The organism is Mucilaginibacter sp. PAMC 26640 (assembly GCA_001596135.1).
Taxonomy (GTDB): Bacteria; Bacteroidota; Bacteroidia; order Sphingobacteriales; family Sphingobacteriaceae; genus Mucilaginibacter.
The window spans coordinates 4,505,858-4,530,637 of record CP014773.1 but is presented as its reverse complement, the minus strand read 5'-3'; the positions used below and the strand labels follow the sequence as shown (position 1 = coordinate 4,530,637).

Here is a 24,780-nt window from a genome sequence, read left to right as displayed (position 1 = left end):
TTGTATCGTTAGCGTCTTGTTATCAATCGCAGAAATTACCTTTTAAGCAGATGATCTTGACTTCATAATCAATGGGTTAGGTTGATCTAATATAGGGACGAAAGGAGGGTGGTTTATACGTACTTCTACGTATTTATATAATTGCGTAGATCTACTTACCACTAGCAACCGTGAAACTAAGCGTAGCACACTTGATTTGATCAGAGCGATCATGATCAATAAAAGTTTACGTAGTATCCTAAGGTTTTTTATCCTTCCAAAATGCTTATGATCAAGGGCAACAGTAGGCGGGCCAAAAGTGAGGCAGGCTATACACAACGGGGTGCATGGCCACACACTATTTTTGATAAATGCTCAAACGAGTATACATAATGAAATATACAGTTTAAAATATATTGCCTTAAGATATATTTACAATAATTATTAACCTAAACCGAAATAATGTCGCAAAATAGGAAAGTAGAAAAAAACACAGCAATTGAAACGTTACGGGGAGTTGCTATCGTATTAATGGTGTCGGGGCACGTAATAGGTGCTAAATCAACTGATGGTTTAAAAGTAGCAGACGATTCTATTTGGAGGTTTTTCTATTATACCTTTGAATATATCCGGATGCCCCTGTTTACGGTTATTTCAGGATATATCTACGCCTATAAACCGCTTTCAAAGTTTGCATCCAATGGTCAGTTTGTCTCGGGAAAACTTAACAGACTTTTAATTCCACTAATTGTGGTATCCACGCTATTTTATGTAATTCAACATTTTACCCCCGGGGTAAATTACAAGAACCACCTTACAGACATTCGCTATATCTATTTATACCCGTACGCCCACTTTTGGTTCCTGCAAGGAATGCTGGTAGTGTTTTTAATCATTATGGCTTTCGAAAATCTGAACCTGTTGAGCAAGTTTATCCCTTCAATTATTTGGCTATCGGTATTTACCGTAATTTTTATAGCATTTCCTTATAAGTTCAATAACTTTAGTGTACATAAGGTCCCTTTCCTGCTCACCTTTTTTACGCTTGGCCTTATACTAAAACGATTTTATACTATCATTTTTCATAGCTGGATACTGAAAATCGCCGGACTGATTTTTCTGTGTATGTTTAGCTATCAACTATATATTTTTAATCATCCCGAAAATATCCGGCTCAATAACCTCCTTACTTTTTTCGTAGGATCCACAGCTTGTATTTTGCTCATAGGGATGGTGTGGAAAAACGATCGATTTATCTGGTTAGGTGGCTTCTCGTATGCTATATATCTTTTCCACATTTTTGGAAGTGTTGCATCCAGGGTAGTTATGGCTAAGCTATCGATCCATAATAAAGTTGTTCAAATTATTTTCGGGATCGTGATTGGTATTGCATTTCCTATTGTACTCCAACTCTTATTAGGGCGGTTTAAATTTTTCTCTGTTATCCTGTTTGGGGAAAAAATCAGGGCTAATAAAGCCGTATTAACGGCTCAAGAAAACGACAAGCTTATACACCAAAGGCCAGCCTCAGGGAACGCCGTGGTTTGAGTAAATTTAGAGTAATGTTATAATGATTGGGCTACTTAATTGATGACGGCAGCTGGTCATTCATGTTTTTTGATTTGGTGCAAGCGTTCATGCAGTATTTCAATTGATAAAACGAGATGAACAATACCGACTAAAAATTGATACACACGTTATTTTGAATTCTGAAGAAAACCTCCCAAAAAAATCAGGATTTGTAACTGAGCAACAAAATTTTGACACTAAAGCAAACCGCCAGTTTGATATTACACCATTTAGCCTAAAAGATGATTTCGGCTTGTAAGTTGCCTAACCTTATCAAATTAAAAGGTTATGGAGCAACATTACGGGCAAATAGTAGAATATACAGTTAGAAAAAATGGATACAGCATAACTGATCTGGCTGCTGATTTGAGTGTAAATAGGCGATCCGTTTATAATTACTTTCAGAATAAGTATCTGAAATACGACATTATTTTGCGGATAGGATCTGCCATTCGTCACGATTTTTCCAAAGAATTCCCTGACCTGTTTACAAGCGATCAGTTTGAAGCAAGGGTTAATCAATATCAAAAAGCTGCATTCCCCGATGTTAAAAATGGAGACGATATGTACTGGAAGGATAAATACATACAATTGCTTGAAGCCTACAAAGAAGCACTGTCATCCAACGTCGTTATGCAGTAAAGAATCAAAATTAATAGTTGCCGGATGGTTGTAAACCAAATAAATTATAATAGTGGTAATTACTGCCGGAATTGCCTAGGATGCATTTAATTCAAAAGCTGGATCATTACTCCCCAATTTTTATAGTCGAACTCATAATAAACCCGTATTTACTGCTAAAGAAAACGACAAGATTATAGATCAGAGGCCAGCCTTAGGCAATGCCGTAGTTTGAATAAACTTTTCTAGTCGACCATAAAGAGAATTTGAACGAGTTTTGCAATTATGGATCGTAGCCATACTTTCTGCCTCGTATGGAGAAGGGCTGCCTAAAATGGAGGACATCCGCATGCAGCCTAAACCAAGTTTAGATACCAACGGGCCATTTTTGCCCAACTGAATTTTTGTGATGTTTTTCATGGTACAAATATCAACGATCAAATGGGGTAAGAGTTGCTTGTAAGGCTCAATTATTTTGTGTGTACGGCTCAACCGGGAGGGAGGGGTAAAAACAGATGAACGGTGGATTAGATGTTATAAGATCGCCTGTTAAATATTTAACGGTTATTGCTTGCGGAGTTTCATGAGCAACTTATCTTAAATTGGAGGGAGTCGATTGTTGAGCAGGGCAGGATTAAACGGTTGGTGCGGTGGAAACACCGACCAAAGGCCGAAATAGTAAAATACATTGAAAATGATTGTACAATTATATAAATTGCAAAGGTAGTCGGTATTTCTACCACTATTACTGTAGTAAAGGTGAAAGGGTATTAAACGCCTTGAAATAATTTTTAACCAATCATTACCTGCAAATAAGAAACCGTTCCGCTTGCTTCTCTGTTTGTAATCTTAGCATCATTACCTGGACTAATTCTCCATACATCTACGTCATCAAACTTCAACGAGGTAATTAGACTTATAAGCGTAAATGGTTTAGGACCAGTGGGCGCTATTACTATACGATTACTTTCACCTAATGCCCGACATAAATTAGACAGTAGTTTTTCAGTAAATATCATATCGCCAATAGGGTACAAATAAATATTTTCTTTGGGCACTAAATTTAGTAGATATTTGTTCGTTTCTTCGACAGCTTTGGAAAACTTTGCACTTAAACTTGCATCGTTATAAAACAAATATGTTTCAGCATCAAAAAATTCTGTAAGTCCGTAAGCCTTCTCTGGCTCGTAGCCTAATCCAAGTATTAAGGCAGTTGGTTTGTCAGGTAAGGAAAAAGAAGAATAGCCATCAAGGGGTTCGACATGGATATTTCTCACTGTGGTGATAGGCGGATTAGAAAATTGAGCGAATGAATATGCAAAAATGAGTCTTATATTTTTAAATTTTAAAGGTGAGTAATAAAAAAAACGCAAGATGCTTGCATACCAAACACGAGTCATTGAGGAGTAGTCGATAAAAACAGTTATTTCTTCGGTTAAAATATCTAATTTTTTAAAGTAATCTATTAGTAGATTTTCTACCCATCTACCATCATTGCCATTTCCACCTTTTATATCAAAACCTAACTGCGTAAATATTTTTTTGTTTAATTTAGTCTCAGAATCCTGATTGATAAAGGACAAACAAAGTTTAACTTCAAATTGAGCAGTCTTATCAATGGTAGTCGCAATGTGAGTGCATCTTTTTTCGTAGCCTGCTGAAAAAATTCCAATATCTATCTTTTTGATATCTAATTTCGACAACTGTGTTGTGGTGATGACTTTCATTAAATAGAAATTGTAAGTTGATCGAGACTTGATTGTTTTTTCTTATTTTTAAGAATGGTTGATAACATAATAGTATCATATTCTCTTTTAGGTAATCTGAAATGCGGGTGTAAAAGATAGGAAAGCCTAAATTTGACACCTAAAAGGCCTTCTTTACTTACAACCTTTTTAGGGTCTAAATAAATAAAAGCGCCTAAATGCACACCTAATTCGATTAATTCTAAAATTTTTGCAGGAACATCTTTATCGACCCAAAATGTTGTCGGCTTGTTCATCTTAAATTCGTCTCGAACAAGTCTATCAAAGAAAAATGTGCCAATTTGTGAAATTAACGTAGCTAAATTTAAATTTCTTCCATGTGCTATTTCCTTATTAGAATCTGGGTGTGACGCGATCAGATTAAGATATTTCTGAGAATAATCAGTGATAATTTGCGACTGCAAATTTATATTTAATTTAATCAGAGGCTCGTTTAAGTTAAAAAGAAGCGAATCAATAAGACTTATTAAAAATCTTGGATTGCCATCACAAATTTCATAAATGGCGGGTATTCCGTAGTACAGCGAAGGATTCCGACGTTTTCTTATGCTAAGATCATTTTGTTTGAAATGAAACCTAAACAATACAATTTCTTTAACCTTCCGAAATATCTGATCCATTTGAACCGGTGATTTAGGTAATGGATTGTTAGGGTTAATAGCTTTTTGTTCTAAAAACTTTTTAAAACTAGGGTCAATTGCAGCCAATCCTTTAAACAAGCTCCAATAGTAATTTCCTTCTTCGTAAAGACTCGCTACAGACTTAGGTCGCGGCTTCGTAAGAAAGTTTCTTGGGAATACATTTTTTAAGTTCCTCTCATCAGAGTCCTCACCAAATACAATTTTTGGTGTAACATCCGTTGAGAAGAACCTTGCAATTTTCTGCGTAACTAACTGATCAGAAAATTTGTTCCATTGTTGCTGACAATTAAAATCATAGTTCCAAGTTCTTATAACCTTGAAATCTTCATCCTCTCTTGCTTGAATAGTATTGCCACGATCATAAATTTTATCGACGATTGACACGATAGGACTTGTAGTAAGCTTGAAAATAAACCTTTGGTCAACGCTTCGTATCTTCTCTAATAAATCCTTTTGAAGCCAATCTGGTGAAATTTCCAATTCATCGAAACACAGTGCCCATTTTCGAGACAATAAAGCGTTACCTTTTTCAAAGATAGATTCAAAGGCGTTACAACCAAGTACTAATAAGTCGAAATAGTCTTCAAAAAAGTAATTTGGCAATTCACCTTCATCAAGTTCATTACTATATCTAAGCCTTTTAAGCAAGGTGTTAGCTCTGGTGAGTCTTAGATATAATGATTGCTTAATACTATTTAATGTTGGGCTAACAGGCTTCTCAATCCCCCAAAAATTAATAATTTGATGAGCTAAATCAATTTCGCTGGAAAGGATATCAAGATGTTCATGATTTGACTTCAATTCAAGCACTTGAATAAAAGTATTTACAAGACAGATCAAGATATTCGTTGTTACCAAAAATCTTGGAAATGTTTCTTTTATTTTGCGGGAGTAATTTTCATCGGATAAGAATACTTCTATTTGTTTATTCCATTGTATATCAGTTGGTATATATATGCCAATAAACCCTAAATTTATATCTGTAGCGGTTTTGTACCGATCTAGATAAAACTGTCCTGGAGGGGCTAACATTTTCAACAATGTTGTTTTTCCACTGCCACGAGGCCCCATCAATAATGTATGATTATTGGTAACTAGTTGATAGAATTGATCATTAGGAATGAACGTTTTTGCGATATCTTCATATGAAAGGTATCGAGCATTAAACGATTCTTGTGCTTCAATTTTATTCATATAACTTGTTTTAAAAGAAGCCGCGGTTTGTTTGGATAATTAGGCTCGAAACTCCAATGATATTTATCTAACAAAATAGTCGAAAGTTTTTTCTGATCTTGTTCGTCTAAATATAATATATCTTCAAATTGCTTTTCAAGTGTTTCAAATTGTATAAATGAAGAACCTGTTTTTTCTAAAAAATCAACGATTTGTTTAGCAAGGATTTCAATATTTCCCTGATATCCAAATCCTACATAAGATGGAAATTGGCTGTCATCGCGGGTCATCCATCCAACCATAGGTAGATGTACCCATGTTTTAATATACCCTTTATTTTCGGTTTCTTTCAGATAAATCATATGAAATGTATTGTCCCCTTTAATGACAGATACATTCATCAAAGAAGAAAAGCTTCCTGAGCAAAATATGGGCAACTTGCTAACAGTCCTAAGTCGAGGCTCGTGCTTATGTCCATGGACACATATGTGAAAGCCGTTTTTGACAACTAAGTCTATTAATAAGTCCCCTTTGTCTATAACATCAGAATCTTCGTAGTCTATGTTAGCATGGTTTAATGGGTGATGATGGCAAAGTAATATCTTATGCTTGAAGTCTGCTACCTTATGTAGAGCCAATTCTGCATTTATTTTATCTAAAGTGGGCTGATCAATTTTCGATTTTTGTGCTTTTGCTGAAGTGCGATGCGAGTAACAGCTATTAAAAACCAAAATTAAAACATCCCCATCTGTTATTACAGCAAATCCATGTAGCCAATAGTGATCATTGGCAGTTTTGGTTGGTAGAGGATATTTTTCATCAATATTTTTTAATTTATTGAATACATCATCTGCCAATGAATCTCTACTATTGACATCGTGATTCCCTATTGTGAAGATCAATTTTTCTGTATCTAAAGCTTTGGATATTTTCTCAAGATAAGAAAAACCTGTAAGTAAACCTTGATCGTCAGAACTGTCAGTAACATCTCCAGGACATAAAACTATATCAGCTTTTAATTCTTGAGCTTTTATAAACTTGTAAAGAGCTTTCACAGGATGCTTAAATTCAGCGACACCTATATCATTTGAATACAAAATGGTTGACGTCAAATTTTTATGTTCAGCACTTTTGTGCTTACAATGAAGGTCACTAATCACAGCGATTTTTAAAAATGACATCTGGTTTAGGTTAAATTAATTCAGGACAATTAGTAACTATTATTTCAGATATTTTTTTACGAGATTGAGCTTTTCCCCCAATAGTACTAAATCTTGTAACTTCAGAGACCTTACCTAAATGTTTATATAATTCTACTGTCGAACTATGATTTGCGTTCGTCAAAATAAAAAATGCGCCCTTTTCGATTATATTGGCAATATATTTTGCCAGACGTTCCTGATCTGACCATGAAAAAAGCTTCTTATTGTACTCTATAAAACCGTTTAGATTATGCGCAACCGTATAAGGCGGGTCCAAGAAAACTAAATCATTTTTATTTATTTCACTTAACGTTTCTCCAAAATCACAACATCTTATTATAGAAGTTTGTAACATTTCATGAATTTTTAAAAATTTATCGTGATCACTTAAATTTGTGATATTGTTTCTCCCGTATGGGACATTAAATTTGCCTTGTTGATTAACCCTATAGAGGCCGTTAAAGCATGTTTGATTTAAATAGTAAAACCTTGCAGCTCTTTCAACATCGTCGACTAAAATTGTTTCTCTCAACCTATAAAAATACTCTTCACTAATTTCGTTTGTAGAAAGTATACTCAATACACTTTCAAAATCGTTCTGCAGCTGAATAAAGAAATTAATTAGCTCTTCATTAGTATCAGAAAGGCAAGCCCCTGCGGAAGGTTTTAGATTAAAGAAGGTAGAGCCGCCTCCAAAAAAGGGTTCATGATAACGATTAAAATTTTCTGGGATAATTTTTTTCAGTCTATCGATCAGCCAATTTTTGCCACCAGCCCATTTAATAATGGGTTTATATCTTAAATTGCGGTCTGTGCAAGTATCCAATTGAAATAGCTATTGAAGTTTTTTTAAATAAATATAGACAAAAAAATCAATTCAAGAGATTGTTTTTACACCACTTTTTACACTCCTGTAAATAGTAGTCACAAAAAAATGCCCTTATTGATGCAATAAGGGCATTTTTTAAAACATAACTAGTGGAGCCGGAGGGATTTGTATTGCCCTTATCTTGGCTTGATATTCAATATTTTACGTGGATATAAATTCTTACTCACCGAATTACTCACCACTTTTCAAATACAGATTAATTGCAAATCTTATAATACAAATATAAGGATTTTTGTGGATTTCCTTTCTACCAAACTTCTGATTCATCTTCAATTAACAAGTTATTTTTTACAACTTCTTCTATTAGATTTGTGACGGTACCAGTTGGTAATTCACGTACATCACGCAGCTTCCATTCTATAGCACGTGTTCTGATACTTGCCCGCTCCATTACATTACTGGCTTCCTTTACCTTCTTTCGGTTTTTTGTAGGATATCGCCGAAACCTTTAAACTCTGTTTTAACAGGGCTTAATAAAGATATTTCTACTCAAAGCTTCATCAATATTTCTTCTTCAATTTTTACTATCTTGTTCTCTTTAAACCTATCATGATACCATTAGAAGTTGTTGATACCATTTCTCAAAAGATTTCCAGAAGTGTTGAACGTGTGTTGACAGACCTGAGAGAAGGACTTATAGAAACCGAACCCAATATCACCGACCGTCTTTTAGCTAATATCCAGAGAGATTTTGAAGATTTTCAATCGCCGAACCCAAGTACAATATCTATAAGCACAAGAACTTTACGTGATAGAGGTCGTAATGCTGCAGAAACTCAATATGGGGCAGATTTAGCAACGCTACTGGATGTTGATATTCCAGGCCTTAAAGTAAAGAAAGGTTTTCTTGCTCAGGCCAAATATGAAGCTGATCCCGTTGTTATGTCAAGCACTGTTTATCCGGGAGTTAAAACAGGCAATGAAATTCATTCCCAGATACTTCCTGATACCGTCTATCTGGATAAAAAAGGATTAATTCAAATTAAGATGGGCCGCTCAGAATTTGAACGATTGCGTGAGCAATGCAACCGAATGCTCAAAATATCATCAGGTAGCTTTGTCTTTGTTTACTCACAAAATGATGTTTATGTCATTCCCGCAGAACAAATTGTAGCAAGCAAAGGAGGTTCCTTAGCACAATACGATTTTAAAAACCTGAAAGCATTTATGGAAGATTATCTAAAATGTTTTACTGGTGATAGAAGCATAAATGGTTTGAGGAATGAGGACTTTGACGACTTGGCTGACAGATACGACGCAAGGACATTGCTTTATCTGCAACTAAGAAACTAAGAGTCTTATCCGCCAGTTATTTCTAAACTAATAATTGTCACTGTTAATCACACTTTACCAACCTATCCCTCAACTTTATATATATTAACAATATGTTTGATCAATTGCAGGAATTCTTTAAAGATGTTCCATTAAGAAATGTATCTCTGGTTTCCATGGCTGAAGCCAATGAAATTCTTAAAATTTATTCTGGTGATTTCATTCTGAAAAGGGAAGAAAAGGAATTCCCGGTAAATGGGGACATCATCTTTAAATGGTTTCCAGATATGGGGGTAAAATTTAAGGCATCTTTTACAACTTCTGCTAAACCAAATTTTAATGAAACTGGAGAATATGAAATTTGGATAGACAATCAGTCTATGGCTAAAATAAAGGTCTACGATCTAAATTTGACTGAACAAGCCACCTGTGGGGGCCATGCTAACGAATTTATCTGGGGCGAAAAAACTATTGCCGTTAACGAAGTAATCTTCGCCATACCTAATATGCGGGAATATTTAGGTGATTCAGTTAAGGAAATTACTGATGGTTCTGTTAAACTTCAAAAATCTCGGTTAACCCTTGAGGATAAGCCCTATAAGATCATTCTTGACAAAACTGTCGATTATAAAGTTCGACAGGAAAAGCTCAACGAAGATGGTGGTTTCTTAATTACCTATTTAGGGAAGATTACGAATATCAAAGGGGCTCTGAGCCTGTCAGATTTGCATAAATGGCATGATCGTTTTCATCACTTTCTATATTTTTTGAACGGAAGACGAATAGCACCAATGTTTTACACGGGTTCTTTCGACGGTCAGAACCTTTGGACTGATTATACAAATTATACAGTTGATATACATAAACACGTAAACTGTTGGTCTGATATCCATTATTTGAACGACTTGCAATCTTTATGGAAATCTTACAATAAACTCTGGAAAGATGAAAATGACCAGGACTTTCTTAAAACCGCGATACATTGGTATGTAGAGGCCAATTCACAAGCGGGAATGGTTGATGGTTCAATTATCTTAATTCAAACAGCATTAGAATTAATCTACAATTGGTTAATTGTTGAACGACAGAAGGTAATAATTGGTGGCGATGCTGAAAAACTATCAGCTGCCAATAAAATCCGTATGATCATTTTTCAATTAAAGATTGATGCAGCAGTACCTCCGGCATTTCAGGAGCTTGCCGCATTACCTAACGTCATTGATGGGCCTGAAGCTTTTACGTTTATCAGAAATGCGTTGGTACACGGCCAGGAATCCAAGCGTACGGAATTGAGAAAAATAGACTTAATGGCAAAATACCAGGCATTACAGCTTGGCATTTGGTACGTTGAACTGGCTTTATTATTTATAATGGATTATAAAGGTAAATACAGAAATCGAACAGACGGCAATCCTTGGAAAAATACCGGAACAATTGTTCCATGGATCAATGATAAGTCATTCAAAATAGGTGAACCTTCTAAATTTACTGAAGAACAAATTGCCAGCTTTGTTGAACTTTTAGAAGAGCAAGGAAAAGTTCGAAATCCTTCAGAAGAAAAGGTAAAAAGGTGCAAACTTATTGCAATGGGATTCTCGTGGGGCAAACCTGTTGCAATAGGTGCCATTAAACCTAAAACAGCAAGTGATTTTGGAGCAGATAAAGCAAACCTGCCAGATTTAGCAAATGATTATGATTGGGAGGCAGGATATTTTTATACGCATCCAGAACATCAGGGCAAAGGGTTCTCATCTATAATTTTTAAACATTTGCTGAAATTGTACGGGAAACAAAATTTAATGGCAACTACTGAAATAAGAGATGGTAACAGCATGATTAACATTCTTCAAAGGGAAGGTTTCAAACAGACTGGTCAATCATGGAAAAGCACGTTATCCGATAATGAATTAAGGTTATTTTTAAAGGATATTAAACAGGAAGAACAAGCAATGAGGGATAGCTTAAATGCCTATATGCCCGAATTAATGAAAGAATTACAAGACGAGTCCGGCGAATCAGCAAACGATCAGGACGATAACCCCAATGAGTCAAAGAGTTAATTGATTGCGCGATAGAAATTAGGAAATTTGAATAAATGACGGTAAACAACGTGACGATGCTGGAGTATAAATATTTGTTTCCCGAACTATCGGGTGACAAACATGGTGAGATTTTATCCTTAATCTCCGGTGTTGATTTTGACGTTGCTTTTCCAATTGTTGCCAGACTGAATTTTGTTGTAAGGGAAGGAAAATATAAATCTTTTGATGATGAACTTGACTTTTGGTTTGGCTCTCAATCCCCACTTGTCAATCAATATAGGTTGCGGATACTCCATGGCTACACTGAAAAGGAATGGAAGAGCCTTCGCCTATTGAACATGTGGTCGAATCTCACATTGTTACAGCGATTTTTAGAAGTTTATGGCATTCAGAATCGTAATATTCATCCACCTGATGTTGATGGGACTCATGAACGGCTTCTAAAAGCATACCTGCTCATCAATGAAATTTATGTTGCTAACTTCAACTCACAGCGTATAATAGAAAGCATTCCAAAAGGTGGAGGGGTACTGATGATGCTTGGATTGACAATGACGACCATGTTATTGCCATATCACGATCTAAATCACATAGATGCTGCTGATGCCATGATTAGCCAGTTTATAAAAGCATCATATTTTTTCCAATTTGCTCAAATCAATCTGCCGCAAATACTTGAGGTGTTTTTAAAATCGTATGGCGCTTCTAATTGGAAGGAATATTTCAAGGCTATATTTCCTCTTGTAGATCATGCCCTTAAAAATAATATCAATGGCTTGGCATATTTAGTTGTTGATCCAAACACTCAACGGGCTGAAACATCAAGGATGTTTTTAAATGCGTTAGCAATTGAAAGTGAAGATACAGGTTTTACTCTTCATGACTTTATATTGCCACGATCTAAACCATTATTTCAAATTGAATCTGATAAATTTTTAATTATCGATAATTTATTGGTTTACAATAAAGTGTATAATTCCTTATTTTTTGAGTTTAGCGGAATTATTAAACAACAACCTGAATTATTCCCCAAAATAGATTTTAAAGGATATTTGAATGATGAGTTTTCAGAATCATACCTATCAAAACAGGTGCTCGATTCGATATTCCATAATGGTAAATACCTCAAATTTTCTGGTGAGCAAATAAGAAAATTATATGGCCCGGCCTTCAGTGCCGAGCCTGATTATTATACCCGCGCCTCGGATGAAGTTTTCGTATTTGAGCTTAAAGATACTTTTATAAATGGGGTCACTAAACAATCCTTTAATGTCGGCCGGATTTCAGATGAGTTAAAAGCCAAACTTTGGTATAAAGAAATACAAAAAAAGGATAGAGTAAAGGTTGAGCCTAAAGCAGTCAGGCAGATAATAAACAATATCAAACGGGCGATAGCAAACGGTTTGCCTTTCGATAGTGATTTGAAGTACAAGTACCTGACTTTTTACCCAATATTACTTTACATTGATCAAAGCCTATCAACTCCCGGAATAAACGAGGTTGTCAATCAGTGGTTTCAAACAGAACTAATCAATGATACTGATTTGGCCAAAGTTCAGGATCTGATTGATGTTAAACCTCTAATCATGATTGATTTGGATACCTTAATAGTTTTTCAGGATGATTTTAAAAATGGTAAATACGATCTGGGATTGATGATCAGACAATTTTGGGCTTACAAGGAGGGACATTTAGCATTAGGAAAACTGGGGATCACTCAGGCGCTTTATGATAGCACCTTAACATTTGGCGCATTTCTACGGCTGCTTAGAAAGCGCCGGCAAACACCAGGTGTATTTTGGGATTTTGCAAAATTGCTGTTTGATGAAAATGGGGAGTAGAAAAACAGCTTAATTTGTTAATTCATAACGGATCATAACCAGATAATTCTTTGTAACTCATGTTGTTTTCTTTTGCAATTGCAATACATTCATCCTGTTCGAGCGTTGTAAGTTTGTGTATAAAATCAAATGTTCTGCTACTAAAATAAAGGCGTCAGCACAATAAAATCCTGTCCGATGGATCTCGATGCTAAGTTTCTTAACACTTCCTCTGTATATTCAATTAAAATTATGAGTTATATCACCCCAACATTATGGCTTATTTAGTCTATGAAATTTTTCAATTAACAGCCGAGGAAATAGAAGTAGTTGAGGAAAACTATAAATAAGTGAACAAAGCTACCTCATAATTACAACTATTGCTTAACATGACTTTCCACTCTTTATGACATTAAACACCCCATCCCATTTTCAACGCTTAGGCACCAAAAGCGCAAGGCATGTGAAATGTCAAGGCCGAAGCACCGCTAAAAAACAAATTAAAATGCTTCGCTTGTATAGCCTTTACATTTCACCTGCCGGTCGGTAACTTTGCCGGATGCGGTGAAATGGGATTATAATATTTGAGTGATGGGAAAGGCAGGTGTGTTATGAGGAACGAATTTCACTCCTGCCAGCGGCAGCGAGGCTGACGGCGCAATGAAACCCGGCGCGCAAGCGCGAGGTGCAATGAAGCCGCCTGCCGTAGCTGCATGGTTCCAACGGGTGTACGAGTCGTTTTGCTTTTCAGCAGCAAAGTCGGACGATTAAAATCAACCGCCCGACATGCTGCTTTTGGGTTCTTAGCGGTACCATCTTTACGATCAATAGTTTCAGAAGCAAGGCAAGGCGAACGAATGCCCGCCTGCCAATACTGCTGAGGCTGTCAACACTTAATATCTTGTATATATTGCTTGTAAGTTCTTTCTGCGACCTTATTAAATTTCGTTACCTGCTTCGATAGTATCCTTACTGAATCTCCATCAGGATCAAATGAACTGTTATATCGTGATTGTGAATAGGCGTTTTGCAACAATTGATATAATTGTGCCCCCTCGGTGGTATTAAGCTCAAAAACATCTTTTAATTCATCTGTAAACAACAAGGTAAGCCTTAATAACCTTGATAAATTATGCATCTGTACCCGGTAGCCTATAACGGCCTGTATAATTGCTTTTAAAACGCTTTCAACAGATTGATGCAAGAGAAATGCTGCAAGCCTGAAATTATTATCTGCCCTGTATAATTCTGCACCTCTTAAAAATTCGCTACCCTGTTTGCCCCAACGTTCCCAATTGAACTTTGCCCTTTCCAGTAATACCTCCTTAGTTATTTCCTGACGCTCCGGTAATATTAATTCCGGGGATTGATATAGAACAAATCCCTTTTCCATAACAGTTAACCAAAAGCGCCTGCCGATATTAAGCGCTTCTTTTGCGCTGTTTGCCTTGTGGACTATAGCATGTACATGAGCAAGGTATTGGCAATTATCTTCAATCTTATTACTGATTTCATGCTCAGGTGTTTTTTCATCATCGTCTATCAGAATAAGCAGGTAAAATGTAAACGGCTTGGGATGAGTTCCCAAATGAATAATCATTTGAACCTGCGGACAGCGTTTTACAATCAAATTTTTGATTTCTTCCAATGCCAATTTTTCGGCTGCCGTTGGTTCGGCGTTTATGGTTCTTAGCGCAATTGGTTCGCTGGATGTTTCGGTTAAGCTATTTTCAAGCTTGCTCCGCTTTAGCTGTGGGCGACCGCCCTCTCGCTGGCAGATTAGCCATGCTGCCGAGTAAAGCTTAATTAAGTTTTCATAAACGGTAATCACCTCACCTGCATATAAAGCCTCTACATCCGCATTATTGTAAAGGGCTACATGTGACCACTCGTGAAGCTGATCCCTATATTCCTGCGGCTTAATTTTCTTAAAGACTTTCTTAACTGCCTTATAGGGTTCAAGCTGTTCTTTCAAGGAAAGGTTTTTAGGGTAGTATTCCCATTGTTCCTTTTCTTTCTCTAATTGTTCTCCCGTAAGCTGTTTCCGCTGGTAAGAGAAGCTCTTGTAATTGACTAATAGCAGGTACATAGCTTCCAAAATCCTCAAATTGAGGTCATATATAAAAAGTAAAGTGCCGGGTCCATGTCGTTTTTCATCGTAATGCTCATCGTTAACTACATAATAACGCCATTCCTTTAGCCGCTTGCCGTGGCCTTTTACTGAATCAGCACTAAAAAAATCGACTACTACAGACATTGGATTTTCCACTTCGTAATGGCGAAGCGTTTTAGGATAATGTTCCCAGGGTGCATAAGTTCCGTTGTACATGATACTCTTTTTATACCGGCCTCCATTAACCGGCAAAGCAAAAGAATAGCGAAACATCACCGTACCGAACCATAAGCGATTGTACTTTACAATAAAGGCGTTGTTTTGTACATTTACTTTTTAACAATACATTTGACTTATGGCAGAACCAACCTTACATATCGGCAGAAAAATCAGCAAAATTCGTGAGTTGCGGGGAATGAAGCAAGAAACCCTTGCTACTGAATTGGGAATAAGTCAACAAGCTGTTTCTAAAATCGAACAGAGTGCAGATGTTGACGGCGAAGCTTTAGAAAAGATTTCTAAGATTTTGGGTGTACCTGCAGACGCTATCAAAAACTTTAATGATGATGCTGTTTTGAATATAATCTCAAATACTTTTACCAGTCAGGATACTTCGACGTTAAACGCAATTAATTTTCAACCATCGTTTAATCCAATTGATAAAATTGTCGAATTGTATAATGAAAAGATTGTTTTACTTGAACGCCTATTACAGGCTGAAAAAGAAAAGAACGAACTGTTAAAAGGTAAATAACAAAAGCAGCCCAAAAAATATTAAATTGCCATCATCTAAAAGGACAAATTCTTTTGTCCAATTGTGATAAGGTTTCCTCTAAAAAGAACCAAATATTACTTCAATCTTATTGTTTACTCCGTTCTCAAACTTTTAACGGGATTGTTTAACGCTGCCCTAATCGATTGGTAGCTGACTGTTAACACTGCGATGACGATGGCCAAAAGACCTGCGCTGGCAAACATCCACCAATTGAGTTCTATCCGGTAAGCATAGCTGCTCAGCCATTTGTCCATCGCATACCAAGCTAATGGAAAACCAATGAAAAGTGATAATGCCACCAGTTTCACAAAGTCCTGCATTAGCATGGTCACTATTCCCCCAACGCCAGCGCCTAATACACGCCTTACGCCAATTTCCTTTATACGTCTCTGGGTCGCAAAAGTGGCCAGACCGAAAAGGCCCAAGCATGATACCAGGATTGATATTACTGAAAAGGTATTGAATAACACGCCCATGCGCTGCTCGGCTACATATAATTTAGAGAGATCCTCATCTACAAAACCATATGCAAAAGGTGCATTTGGGTAAACATGCTGAAAAATAGAACGCAACTTCAGGATTAGGGCCTGAACATTTGCCGGACGGGACCGTAAGACAAGGTAGCCGCCATTGTTGGTATGTTTTATAATAAGGGGCTCAATTGGTTGCTGAACCGGCTTGAAGTTAAAGTCTTTTACTACGCCAATAATCAATCCTTCATGTCCTTTACTGCTGATCTTTTGTCCCACAGCATTTTCAGCAGTCATTCCCATAACCTTCACTGCTTTCTCATTTAATACATAATTATTTTCATCCCCCTTGGCTTGGTCATCAAAGCTACGTCCGGCAAGCATATGCATGCCGAAGGTTTTAACGAAGCTACCATCTACGCTGATGTGCGGAAAAAGAATTTGCAGGCGGGGATCTTTTCCGCTCCAGGTAACATTATTTGTGGCCGAGCTCAGATTGGTAGGCAATTGATTGATCAGGCTATAATCAGTAATATCAGGGCTTTGCTGTAGGCCCGCTTTTAACGCCTGGTAGTTGTTCTGCAGATCACCGGTTTTGGGCATCTCCAGGTAAAGCAGGTTTGCCTTGTTAAAACCTATATCGCGGTTTTGGATAAACCTTAACTGATAGTTGACCACAATGGTGCTCACCATTAAGATGACTGCTATAGCAAATTGGAAAACTACTAAGCCGTTACGTAAATAAGACTTTTGATTGCCGAGTATCTTTAATCCTTTTAACACTTTAGCCGGATTGAATGAGGACATAAAAAAAGCCGGATAGCTGCCCGAAACGATTCCTACTAATACCGCTAATGCTAACAAACTTCCCAGTAATTTGAAATTTAACAGGTCCATTGTCATTTGTTTGGCAGACAGGTCATTAAATAACGGTAATAGCAACCATGCAATAGCACTGCCAATCACTAAAGAAATTATAGCTACTAATAAGGATTCGCTCATGAACTGCGCAATCAATTGGCTACGCATGGCACCAATGGTTTTGCGCAAACCAACCTCTTTTGCTCTTTGGCTACCTAATGCTGTTGACAAGTTCATAAAGTTGACACAGGCCAGCAGCAAAATAAATAGGGCGACCAGAAAAAATATCGTAACATACTGGTTATTTCCCTGCCCGTCCACATCCAGTGCTAACTGCGAGTGCAAATGAATGTCGGCAAGTGGCTGTAAAGTAAAGGTGCTTTTGGTATTACTCTTGTCATTAGCCTTATAGATGGCGTCAATTTGCTGTTCAAGCGCCGTTATAGCCTTGGCATCTGTTTTAAAGTTGTCATCCAACTGAATATAACTGTAAGCGGCAAAATTGTCCCAAACACCGCCATTCGATTGGTTATAAAACTCGATGGGTAACAAAATCGCAAATTGTAAATGCGAATTGTGTGGGGTGTTCTTCAGCACACCGGTTATCTGGTAGTCATGTCCGTTCGCATCGTTATCTACATGAATCGTTTTTCCGATGGCGTTTGCAGTGCCAAAGTATTTGATTGCAGCGCTTTCTGAAACTACCACACCATCCGGACGTGTGAGTACTTGGTTAGTCTCGCCCTGCAATAACGGGTAATTGAATACTTGCAGGAAGTTAGCATCTGCGTAAAAGATATTTTTCTCAGCAAATTTCTGACTGCCCACACTTACGACTGCGCTGACGGGCACTATCCTGGTTACCGCTTTGATAGCGGGCAACTGTTGCTTAATTGCTGGCGCGACTGGCGGCGGCGTAACCGCTGCTGGTGTGCCGGCTACATTGGCGGTTATCCGGTAGATGTGACCGGAATGTTCGTTAAATTGATCATAGCTTCGTTCATCTTGCACCCATAAAAGGATCAGAATACTGCACGCCATGCCCGTGGCTAAACCAAAAACATTCAGAAAGGTAAAAAGCTTAAACCTGCGCAAGCTGCGGAAAGCGGTTAACAGATAGTTTTGAAACATAACGACGGATTAATATGCTACATAACCCAATGCTATGCCATTTACATAGCGCCTTGATTATAAGTATGATATATAATAATTATCTCTAACAACTGTTCGATAACGTTACAATCGAGTGTCCGCTTTTATATTAGCACTGGCCAGCTGACCCGTCCGGAAATAGCTATACAGATTTGTGAGTAAATCCTGTAATACCTATACAACACTTTCTGTTAATCCTGAAAGGAACTATACAGGTGTTTTTTTAAAGATAATCATTAATAACTTGTTGTTGTTTGTCGTGTTGGAATGTGGGAAACTCCTTCAGTTTTCCATATTTCAACACGTTTTTCTTTTTTTGCTTTTTGCCGGCCTCCTCTTTTTTGTGAATAACTTTTGTTGGGGTTTATTTATACCGGCACAACCACTGGCTTTTCTTTCTGCCATTTTCTGGGATAGGCCTTCCATCGCTTTTCCAATACATTTCCCTGCTTGTGCGCCTGGTATGGAGTTAGGTAATCACAACTTCCGTGAGGCCTTAATTCGTTATATGCCTTAACGCTGCTATGTATCTTCCCGTAAGTCTGCTCAAAGTTGCATGAACTGCTATACAGGTTAAACTCAACCTTTAGAATACCGTTCATTCGCTCTGCCAGCGCATTCTCATACGGGTCGCCGCGCTCGGTCATGCTGATGGATACGTGTTCACTGCACAGCAGTTCCACATAGTCCTTCGAGCAATATTGAGCCCCTCTGTCTGAATGGTGGATTAGCGACTGCCCGCTGTAACTGCGGCTATCAAGCGCCATTTGCAGGGCTGCTATACACCCCAATGCCAGCATATCGCTTCGGAAACAATAACCCATGATCTTCCTGGAAAAAGCATCTGTTATCAGGCTTAAATAGCCCCACTGGTTCATCACCCTGATATAAGTCATGTCACTCACCCACACCTGTTCCGGGCGTATAATATCCACCCCTTTAACCAGGTTACTGTACTTATGCATCCAGTGGCGGGAGTCTGTGGTGAATACTTTCTTCCTGCGCTGGCGGATCAGCAGCTTGTGGACATCGAGTAACTCAAATAAGTAATCCCTGCCAACCGAAATACCATGTGATTGCAGTTGAGGCTGTAATAAAAAAAGCAGTTTCCGTGTACCCAGCCGGGGCAACGGACCCCTTAGTCCATGTACAAGCTGAAGAATGATCTCCTCTTTCATCGAATCATGCTGGCTCCTCCATAAATGATCGTAATAGGCATGGCGCGTTTTGCCAAACAGTCTGCACAGAGAGCCCCACCCCAATTGGGGATAGTCCTGCTTCATTATTTTGACTGCCTGGCACCAGCTTTTTTTCTGATTGCGATTTTAAACTGATCCTCCGCAACATCAATTAGCGTATTTAACGCACTGATCTTCAGTTGCGCTTCTTCCAGCACCTTTTTTAAAGCTTCTTTTCACTGTCCGGTAATTCAAGCCCTTCTGCAAGCTTATCCTTCATCTCAAATGGATCATAAACCGCAAGTTCGACATTTTCCTTCTTTGAGGCCCTAAGCCATTTATTTAATGTGTTACCACTAATCCCGTTCGCCTTCCTCGCTGCATGAGGAGTTAACTCTCCCTGCTCAATCAATCGAACTATCGATCTTTTTTCAACTTCTGTTAAATGAGCCCCTCGCTGCTTTGTTTGGTATTCTTTCGATCCGTGATTACGCATCCAATCGCTTAACGTACTTCGAGATACACCATATTGATAAACTATTACACTTCTTGGAGTGCCAGCCTCTATCTCTTTTATCAACTCATCCCGTAAACTTACCTGGAAATGTCCTCTCTCGTGGAACCGACCCCCCGCTAATAAATCCTCGTTTTCTTTTTTCATACACTTCTTTTTAGTGTATAGCTTTTTCCGGACGAGTCAAGCAATATTATATTTAATAAAAATAAGTTTCCTCTGCGTTCTCATGGAACAAGCCTGGGTGCTATCTACAGTTTTGGCAGCTTAGGTTTCAGACTTTTTATTCTATTACCTTTTCCGTCCTTTTAATTTTGTTAATCAATATTGCTTTGAGGCCACGACAGCCTCGCGTTATTATACAATGCTGCTTTAGCCTGCAAGTCTACGAAGTGAGCAATGCCCTTTTCTTTGTAAATAGTTAGCGTTTCTAATGTGTTATACACACTTTAAGCAATCTTCTTGCGACGGCAACTATAGCTTTCTGCGCTTTCATTCGTTTCCGTAATTTATCGAATAAAGCATGCCAATAGGAATCTCTCATGCGAACCGCAGCCCAAGCCGCGCCAACAATGGCGACTCTTAAATAACTGTTACCTTTTTTAATTGCAGTGTTTTTTCGCTTGCCTGCACTTTCGTTGTTGCCCGGTGCAATACCGCACCACGCAGTGAAATGATCCGCTGATGGAAATCTGCTCATCTCTTTTCCGGCTTCGCTTATAATGATTTCGGCTGATTTAACACCAATGCCGCTAATGCTATCAAGACATTCAAATGCCTGTGCATAATGCTCACTGATTATTTCAGTAATTGAGTTATCTAAAAAGTCGACCTGCTTTTGCACATGGTCGTAATCCTGTAATAGCATTTGCAATTGAGTGTGATGATAGGTTTGCAATGTCCCATCTAATGCTTTGATCAACTGTTCTTTCTTTTTAATTACTTTGCCTCTGGCACAACTAAGTAATTGTTCCTGATCTGTGACACCTTTCGCCAATAGTCTTATCATATCCATTGCCGATAAAGTATGTATGGAACTAATGACAGAACGAAGTTTGATATTATTGCTTTCCAATATCTTAAGCAAGCGGTTCCGTATGCGATTGAGTTGCCAAGTATAGAATAAACGATTCCTGCAATAATCTCTGATTATTCGCTGAGTATTGTCAGGCATAAAACTTGGTCGAACTAATCCGTGCAGTAACAATGTACAAAGCCATTTAGCGTCCTTGCGATCAGTTTTTCGTTTCGGCATCTGCTTGATATGAACTGGATTCGCGACGATTACTTCGATACCTGCTTCGGTAAGTATGGCATATAAGCTCATCCAATAAATGCCCGTGCTCTCCATCAGGCAATGGTGAATATCACACTTTTGTAACCAATCTCTGATCTGCTTGAGTTCACAGGTGTAAGTTCCAAATTCCCTGAACTCCTGATTGCTGCCATCTTTCCCGGAGATAAAGCCGACGATCTTATCTTTGTGCATGTCCAATCCACAGGCTTTATCTAATTGAGGCATAATGTTCACATCTTCAATTACTTGTTGTTTCATAAATATCCTCCGTTGATTATTTATGATATACATTTTTATGAGCCCGGGTGTTTTTCAAATCATAATACTTAGGTTAAAGTCCCCTAACAGCGAGTGAAAGGGGACTTTATTTTTTAATAATTAATTATATAAGGGTTTATTTATCTGCTGTTTTAGTATAAGCTGTATCCATAGCTGATAAAGTTCTCCTTTTTGCTATCTGCTTAAAATAAATCCAAGCCCGTTGATAATGGGCTGATTGTTGACTTTGTTTATGTTGACTGTAGGCTTCAATTGCTTTCCCACCTAAAGAATATAAATAAGTAATAGCGACTAAACATAAACCCCAAGGAATAAGTCTGCCAAATACAATTTTGTAATATTGTCCCTGATTAGTTTCGGGGAATAAAATAATTCGCAATTGCTTAACAGCTGACTTTGGTGCCTTGTCCAACTTCTCAATGAGGGTTTTAAGCAAAATCAATTGCTGATCTGTTCTATCATTTTGTTTGATTTCCCTTACCTCCCGAATTATTGTATCCATTGCCACTGAATAATCTGGAATATGGATTTCAGCGATTTTAGCCACCTGCTTTTCCATTTCTAAACTATTTTTTACGAGGTTATCTACGATTTCCTCACTGCTGTCCATTCTGTTATTTAATTCATCTATCTCTTTCATCTTGATATTCCTCTGCTTTGTTCGCGTTCATTTTTCTTTCTCCTTTTACTCTCCGGTGTATTGCCTTCCTCCGGCATATTCGCAAGTAAACCGCCTAACAAGTCAGTTCCCGCCGATAAGGCTTGTTTCAAATAATGTGTTTCAGGTTGGGGCTTTAAATAGGTGGTTTGTTCCGGCTTTTGACTATTGCTCTTTTCCTGTTCGGCGTTTCTCATTACTTCCCTTAGCTGATCAGCCAAAGTCTTTTCCGGGTTAACCTGCTGTTGCTCTATGGCCTGGCTCAATTTTGCATAACTTAAACTACGGTCAATATCTGATCCTTTAAATTTGTATTCACCCTTACTGAAACTGATGCCCTGTACCTCGGTAGTGCCACTTTTGTATTTCAAGTGGGTAACAATACCTTGTTTAGCTAATACCAGCTTTAACTCGTTAATATTTTTCACTTTTTTGCTGGCCGCTTTAATCGCATCAAATAATTCATATTTGATCTTATCCTCACCTTTAAGCTGTTGTCGGTTAACCTTTTCCTTACCCGGTGAGATATAAAGGCCATGCTTTAAGGTCAATTCTTTAGCTACCAGTACATTCCTCTGCTTTTGAAAATTGTCCGATAAAGTTTTACCATTGTTGCTCACCCGGTTGTAAACGATGTGAATATGCGGATGATCTTTATCCCGGTGCTTAACAATTAAGTATTGCGTATCCTGTATTTTCATTTTTTGCAGGTACTCTTTAGCCATATTTACCATTATCTCATCGTTCAACTTAGCGGCATCGTTTACGCTCCAACTCAAGGCAATATGGCCAACGGCCTTTCCTAAATTGGGATTGTACTTTCGTTGCAGGTTAAAATCATTGATGATTTGGTTGACCTGCTGCATTCTTACGCCTGCGGCATCCAATACGACCGCATCATGTTTTTGTACCACGTAGCGGATGCACCCGCCAAAGCTTCTACCCGTTATCACTTTCCCTATCATGCTTATTGAGGTGTTTTAAAGTAATATCTATCTCGTTCAAAATCTTACTGCAATCCCGTGCTACGGTTAAAAGCCCAAGTTGATGTGCAAGCTTAGTTAGCTGGTTCAGGTTGTTAGCAAGCTCGGCAAGCATCCAAAGGATGTGCCGCTCATCATGCGTTAATCGGGGAACTATCTTCGCGCTTTTAGCCGCTGCCCTTATCCAACTGCTTGACCGCATACCTGCGGTCTTGGCTTTATTGTCGATAAAAAAGCGCTCGGTCGCTGTCATTCTAATGCGGATAATCAACTCCCGCCTAACTCTTTTCTTCGGCGCACCGCCTTTGTTTTTTGTCTGGTTTACCTGTTGTTTATTAGTTGTCTTTACTGTCGCTTCCATCGGTTAACTCCTTACTCTTTCTTCAATTTTTCCTTTTGCAACCAACGGGCGCAAAAGGCAAGTTTGCCCGGTGCCGTAGGCATCCGGGATGTTTTTGTGGCAACAAAAACACAAACTTGCTCCTTACAAGCGGATAAAAAACCGCTATCCCCGCAAGCGGGTATAGTCGGTATATCTGCATAACTCAAAATGCCTTAAAGCCGTTGGCTTTTAAGCCATCCGGCCAATAAATCAAGCTGCCATTTGCCGGGTGAAAAGATGGTTGATAACGGATGTAACCGTACTCATCCAATTCCCTGATGCACTTGTGGTAAGTCGCAATGGATGCAATTTTGGAAAACGCCATTACCGTCTTACGGGTGATGGCAAACGGACTAACGAAGCCATTTCGCTGCCAAAAAATAAACAGAGTCGTGAACAAGCTTACATGGGTTGCCATTACCCGCCTGTCCGTTCCCATGCGCTTAATAATGTCGCTGTAACCATTTAATTCTTTTGAGATAATCATTGTTCGTTCTCCTCCAAAATCTTGTTGATGTCCTCTAACTTGTAATACATAATGCTGCCCATTTTGGTAAAGCGTAACGTCCCGTTTATGCGCAGGTTCTGTAAGGTGCCTGGTGATATATTAAGCATCTTCCTTACCTCGCTGCTTTTTAGCCATTTCTTAGGCTGGCTTTGTCCCGGCTGAACGATCTGTTTAATCTCTTTTAATAAATCCTCCAACCGCCTTAAATCTTCTCTTGTGACCAATTCCACATTCATCTGTCATCCTCCTTTTAATCTTTGATAGTTTGTTGCATGGCATTGAGTACCTCACTTTTTTTGAAGTACACCCGTTTATGCAGGCGCAAATAGGGTAAGCCTTTTTTCATCCAGTCGGTAAGCGTTACCAATGACACGCCCAGTTCAGCGGCAAGCTCCTGCTTGGATAAGAGTTTTTCCGAATCCAGGGGCTGGCTGCCGCCTGTTTTAAAGTGTTGTTGTAGTTCTGCCCTGACTGCATCCCTTATGCATTGGCTTAGGGCGTTTGTGCTGAATATTTCCATAGCCTTCGATTTTGGATCAAAGGAATAGTGAAAATGCACTTTTTCGTTACCACGCAGATTCGCGTGGTTAAATTGGAGTGGTTTGAGTTAAGTTGCAACAGTATGCAATTAGCTCA

General features: G+C 38.2%; 22 protein-coding genes. 6 read left to right on the top strand and 16 right to left on the bottom strand.

Going from position 1 to position 24,780, the window contains the following annotated elements; translation table 11 throughout:
* Positions 1–441 precede the first annotated feature (441 nt).
* The gene (locus tag A0256_19630; protein AMR33473.1) at positions 442–1,527 is read left to right on the top strand and encodes a hypothetical protein; all 1,086 of its coding nucleotides are present in this window, start codon (positions 442–444) and stop codon (positions 1,525–1,527) included.
* Positions 1,528–1,836: 309 nt separating this feature from the next.
* Positions 1,837–2,190, top strand: coding sequence for a hypothetical protein (locus A0256_19625; protein ID AMR33472.1), 354 nt, complete (start codon positions 1,837–1,839; stop codon positions 2,188–2,190).
* 180 nt (positions 2,191–2,370) lie between these two features.
* Here A0256_19625 and A0256_19620 read toward each other — a convergent pair whose 3' ends face one another.
* The 5 genes from A0256_19620 to A0256_19600 all read right to left on the bottom strand — a co-directional run bounded on the left by A0256_19620 (position 2,371) and on the right by A0256_19600 (position 7,777).
* A complete protein-coding gene (locus A0256_19620) occupies positions 2,371–2,589 on the bottom strand; it encodes a hypothetical protein (protein ID AMR33471.1) in 219 nt (72 codons plus the stop codon).
* Between the two features lie 371 nt (positions 2,590–2,960).
* A complete protein-coding gene (locus tag A0256_19615) occupies positions 2,961–3,896 on the bottom strand; it encodes a hypothetical protein (GenBank protein ID AMR33470.1) in 936 nt (311 codons plus the stop codon).
* A complete protein-coding gene (locus A0256_19610) occupies positions 3,896–5,770 on the bottom strand; it encodes a hypothetical protein (GenBank protein ID AMR33469.1) in 1,875 nt (624 codons plus the stop codon). The genes A0256_19615 and A0256_19610 overlap by 1 nt, the downstream gene beginning before the upstream one ends.
* A complete protein-coding gene (locus tag A0256_19605) occupies positions 5,767–6,930 on the bottom strand; it encodes a hypothetical protein (GenBank protein ID AMR33468.1) in 1,164 nt (387 codons plus the stop codon). Before A0256_19605 ends, A0256_19610 begins: the two co-directional genes overlap by 4 nt.
* 10 nt (positions 6,931–6,940) lie before the next feature.
* The gene (locus tag A0256_19600; protein ID AMR33467.1) at positions 6,941–7,777 is read right to left on the bottom strand and encodes a hypothetical protein; all 837 of its coding nucleotides are present in this window, start codon (positions 7,775–7,777) and stop codon (positions 6,941–6,943) included.
* Between the two features lie 612 nt (positions 7,778–8,389).
* On the opposite strand from A0256_19600, the gene A0256_19595 reads away from it, so the two are divergent.
* The 3 genes from A0256_19595 (at position 8,390) to A0256_19585 (ending at position 12,995) form a co-directional block, all read left to right on the top strand.
* Entirely contained in the window at positions 8,390–9,133 is a 744-nt protein-coding gene (locus tag A0256_19595; GenBank protein AMR33466.1) for a hypothetical protein, read from the top strand.
* A gap of 92 nt (positions 9,134–9,225) precedes the next feature.
* Positions 9,226–11,172 carry a hypothetical protein gene (locus A0256_19590; protein AMR33465.1) on the top strand — a complete coding sequence of 649 codons (1,947 nt, stop codon included), beginning with the start codon at positions 9,226–9,228 and terminating at the stop codon, positions 11,170–11,172.
* Positions 11,173–11,207: 35 nt separating this feature from the next.
* Positions 11,208–12,995, top strand: coding sequence for a hypothetical protein (locus A0256_19585; GenBank protein ID AMR33464.1), 1,788 nt, complete (start codon positions 11,208–11,210; stop codon positions 12,993–12,995).
* An 865-nt stretch (positions 12,996–13,860) separates the two neighbouring features.
* Here the strand turns inward: A0256_19585 and A0256_19580 are convergent.
* Positions 13,861–15,360, bottom strand: coding sequence for a hypothetical protein (locus A0256_19580; protein AMR33463.1), 1,500 nt, complete (start codon positions 15,358–15,360; stop codon positions 13,861–13,863).
* 82 nt (positions 15,361–15,442) lie between these two features.
* Between A0256_19580 and A0256_19575 the strand changes: the two genes are divergently transcribed.
* A complete protein-coding gene (locus A0256_19575) occupies positions 15,443–15,841 on the top strand; it encodes a transcriptional regulator (GenBank protein AMR33462.1) in 399 nt (132 codons plus the stop codon).
* A gap of 113 nt (positions 15,842–15,954) precedes the next feature.
* On the opposite strand, the gene A0256_19570 is transcribed toward A0256_19575, so the two are convergent.
* The 10 genes from A0256_19570 to A0256_19525 all read right to left on the bottom strand — a co-directional run bounded on the left by A0256_19570 (position 15,955) and on the right by A0256_19525 (position 24,664).
* A complete protein-coding gene (locus A0256_19570; GenBank protein AMR33461.1) occupies positions 15,955–18,324 on the bottom strand; it encodes a hypothetical protein in 2,370 nt (789 codons plus the stop codon).
* Positions 18,325–18,713: 389 nt separating this feature from the next.
* The gene (locus A0256_19565; protein AMR33460.1) at positions 18,714–19,628 is read right to left on the bottom strand and encodes a hypothetical protein; all 915 of its coding nucleotides are present in this window, start codon (positions 19,626–19,628) and stop codon (positions 18,714–18,716) included.
* 118 nt (positions 19,629–19,746) lie between these two features.
* Positions 19,747–20,184 (bottom strand): hypothetical protein, encoded by a 438-nt coding sequence (locus A0256_19560; protein ID AMR33459.1) that lies wholly within the window; start codon positions 20,182–20,184, stop codon positions 19,747–19,749.
* A 283-nt stretch (positions 20,185–20,467) separates the two neighbouring features.
* Positions 20,468–21,625: a hypothetical protein gene (locus A0256_19555; GenBank protein AMR33458.1), complete on the bottom strand. Its 1,158-nt coding sequence runs from the start codon at positions 21,623–21,625 to the stop codon at positions 20,468–20,470.
* Positions 21,626–21,728: 103 nt separating this feature from the next.
* On the bottom strand, positions 21,729–22,253 hold the full coding sequence (locus A0256_19550) for a hypothetical protein (protein AMR33457.1): 525 nt from the start codon (positions 22,251–22,253) through the stop codon (positions 21,729–21,731).
* A complete protein-coding gene (locus A0256_19545; protein AMR33456.1) occupies positions 22,250–23,236 on the bottom strand; it encodes a mobilization protein in 987 nt (328 codons plus the stop codon). The genes A0256_19550 and A0256_19545 overlap by 4 nt, the downstream gene beginning before the upstream one ends.
* A complete protein-coding gene (locus A0256_19540; GenBank protein ID AMR33455.1) occupies positions 23,211–23,615 on the bottom strand; it encodes a hypothetical protein in 405 nt (134 codons plus the stop codon). Before A0256_19540 ends, A0256_19545 begins: the two co-directional genes overlap by 26 nt.
* A gap of 184 nt (positions 23,616–23,799) precedes the next feature.
* Positions 23,800–24,123, bottom strand: a complete 324-nt coding sequence (locus A0256_19535) for a hypothetical protein (protein ID AMR33454.1) — start codon at positions 24,121–24,123, stop codon at positions 23,800–23,802.
* Positions 24,120–24,380, bottom strand: coding sequence for a transcriptional regulator (locus tag A0256_19530; protein ID AMR33453.1), 261 nt, complete (start codon positions 24,378–24,380; stop codon positions 24,120–24,122). Before A0256_19530 ends, A0256_19535 begins: the two co-directional genes overlap by 4 nt.
* A gap of 14 nt (positions 24,381–24,394) precedes the next feature.
* Positions 24,395–24,664, bottom strand: a complete 270-nt coding sequence (locus A0256_19525) for a hypothetical protein (protein AMR33452.1) — start codon at positions 24,662–24,664, stop codon at positions 24,395–24,397.
* Positions 24,665–24,780: the final 116 nt, after the last annotated feature.

What these genes read in the sequence shown, in the direction of transcription:
- A0256_19630 (AMR33473.1), top strand. Translation starts at nt 442, where the DNA reads ATGTCGCAAAATAGGAAAGTAGAAAAAAACACAGCAATTGAAACGTTA.
- A0256_19555 (AMR33458.1), bottom strand. Translation starts at nt 21,625, where the DNA reads ATGTATATCATAAATAATCAACGGAGGATATTTATGAAACAACAAGTA.
- A0256_19535 (AMR33454.1), bottom strand. Translation starts at nt 24,123, where the DNA reads ATGATTATCTCAAAAGAATTAAATGGTTACAGCGACATTATTAAGCGC.
- A0256_19540 (AMR33455.1), bottom strand. Translation starts at nt 23,615, where the DNA reads ATGGAAGCGACAGTAAAGACAACTAATAAACAACAGGTAAACCAGACA.
- A0256_19580 (AMR33463.1), bottom strand. Translation starts at nt 15,360, where the DNA reads ATGTTTCGCTATTCTTTTGCTTTGCCGGTTAATGGAGGCCGGTATAAA.
- A0256_19610 (AMR33469.1), bottom strand. Translation starts at nt 5,770, where the DNA reads ATGAATAAAATTGAAGCACAAGAATCGTTTAATGCTCGATACCTTTCA.
- A0256_19560 (AMR33459.1), bottom strand. Translation starts at nt 20,184, where the DNA reads ATGAAAAAAGAAAACGAGGATTTATTAGCGGGGGGTCGGTTCCACGAG.
- A0256_19570 (AMR33461.1), bottom strand. Translation starts at nt 18,324, where the DNA reads ATGTTTCAAAACTATCTGTTAACCGCTTTCCGCAGCTTGCGCAGGTTT.
- A0256_19530 (AMR33453.1), bottom strand. Translation starts at nt 24,380, where the DNA reads ATGAATGTGGAATTGGTCACAAGAGAAGATTTAAGGCGGTTGGAGGAT.
- A0256_19575 (AMR33462.1), top strand. Translation starts at nt 15,443, where the DNA reads ATGGCAGAACCAACCTTACATATCGGCAGAAAAATCAGCAAAATTCGT.
- A0256_19550 (AMR33457.1), bottom strand. Translation starts at nt 22,253, where the DNA reads ATGAAAGAGATAGATGAATTAAATAACAGAATGGACAGCAGTGAGGAA.
- A0256_19585 (AMR33464.1), top strand. Translation starts at nt 11,208, where the DNA reads ATGACGGTAAACAACGTGACGATGCTGGAGTATAAATATTTGTTTCCC.
- A0256_19625 (AMR33472.1), top strand. Translation starts at nt 1,837, where the DNA reads ATGGAGCAACATTACGGGCAAATAGTAGAATATACAGTTAGAAAAAAT.
- A0256_19620 (AMR33471.1), bottom strand. Translation starts at nt 2,589, where the DNA reads ATGAAAAACATCACAAAAATTCAGTTGGGCAAAAATGGCCCGTTGGTA.
- A0256_19605 (AMR33468.1), bottom strand. Translation starts at nt 6,930, where the DNA reads ATGTCATTTTTAAAAATCGCTGTGATTAGTGACCTTCATTGTAAGCAC.
- A0256_19545 (AMR33456.1), bottom strand. Translation starts at nt 23,236, where the DNA reads ATGATAGGGAAAGTGATAACGGGTAGAAGCTTTGGCGGGTGCATCCGC.
- A0256_19525 (AMR33452.1), bottom strand. Translation starts at nt 24,664, where the DNA reads ATGGAAATATTCAGCACAAACGCCCTAAGCCAATGCATAAGGGATGCA.
- A0256_19590 (AMR33465.1), top strand. Translation starts at nt 9,226, where the DNA reads ATGTTTGATCAATTGCAGGAATTCTTTAAAGATGTTCCATTAAGAAAT.
- A0256_19565 (AMR33460.1), bottom strand. Translation starts at nt 19,628, where the DNA reads ATGAAGCAGGACTATCCCCAATTGGGGTGGGGCTCTCTGTGCAGACTG.
- A0256_19595 (AMR33466.1), top strand. Translation starts at nt 8,390, where the DNA reads ATGATACCATTAGAAGTTGTTGATACCATTTCTCAAAAGATTTCCAGA.
- A0256_19615 (AMR33470.1), bottom strand. Translation starts at nt 3,896, where the DNA reads ATGAAAGTCATCACCACAACACAGTTGTCGAAATTAGATATCAAAAAG.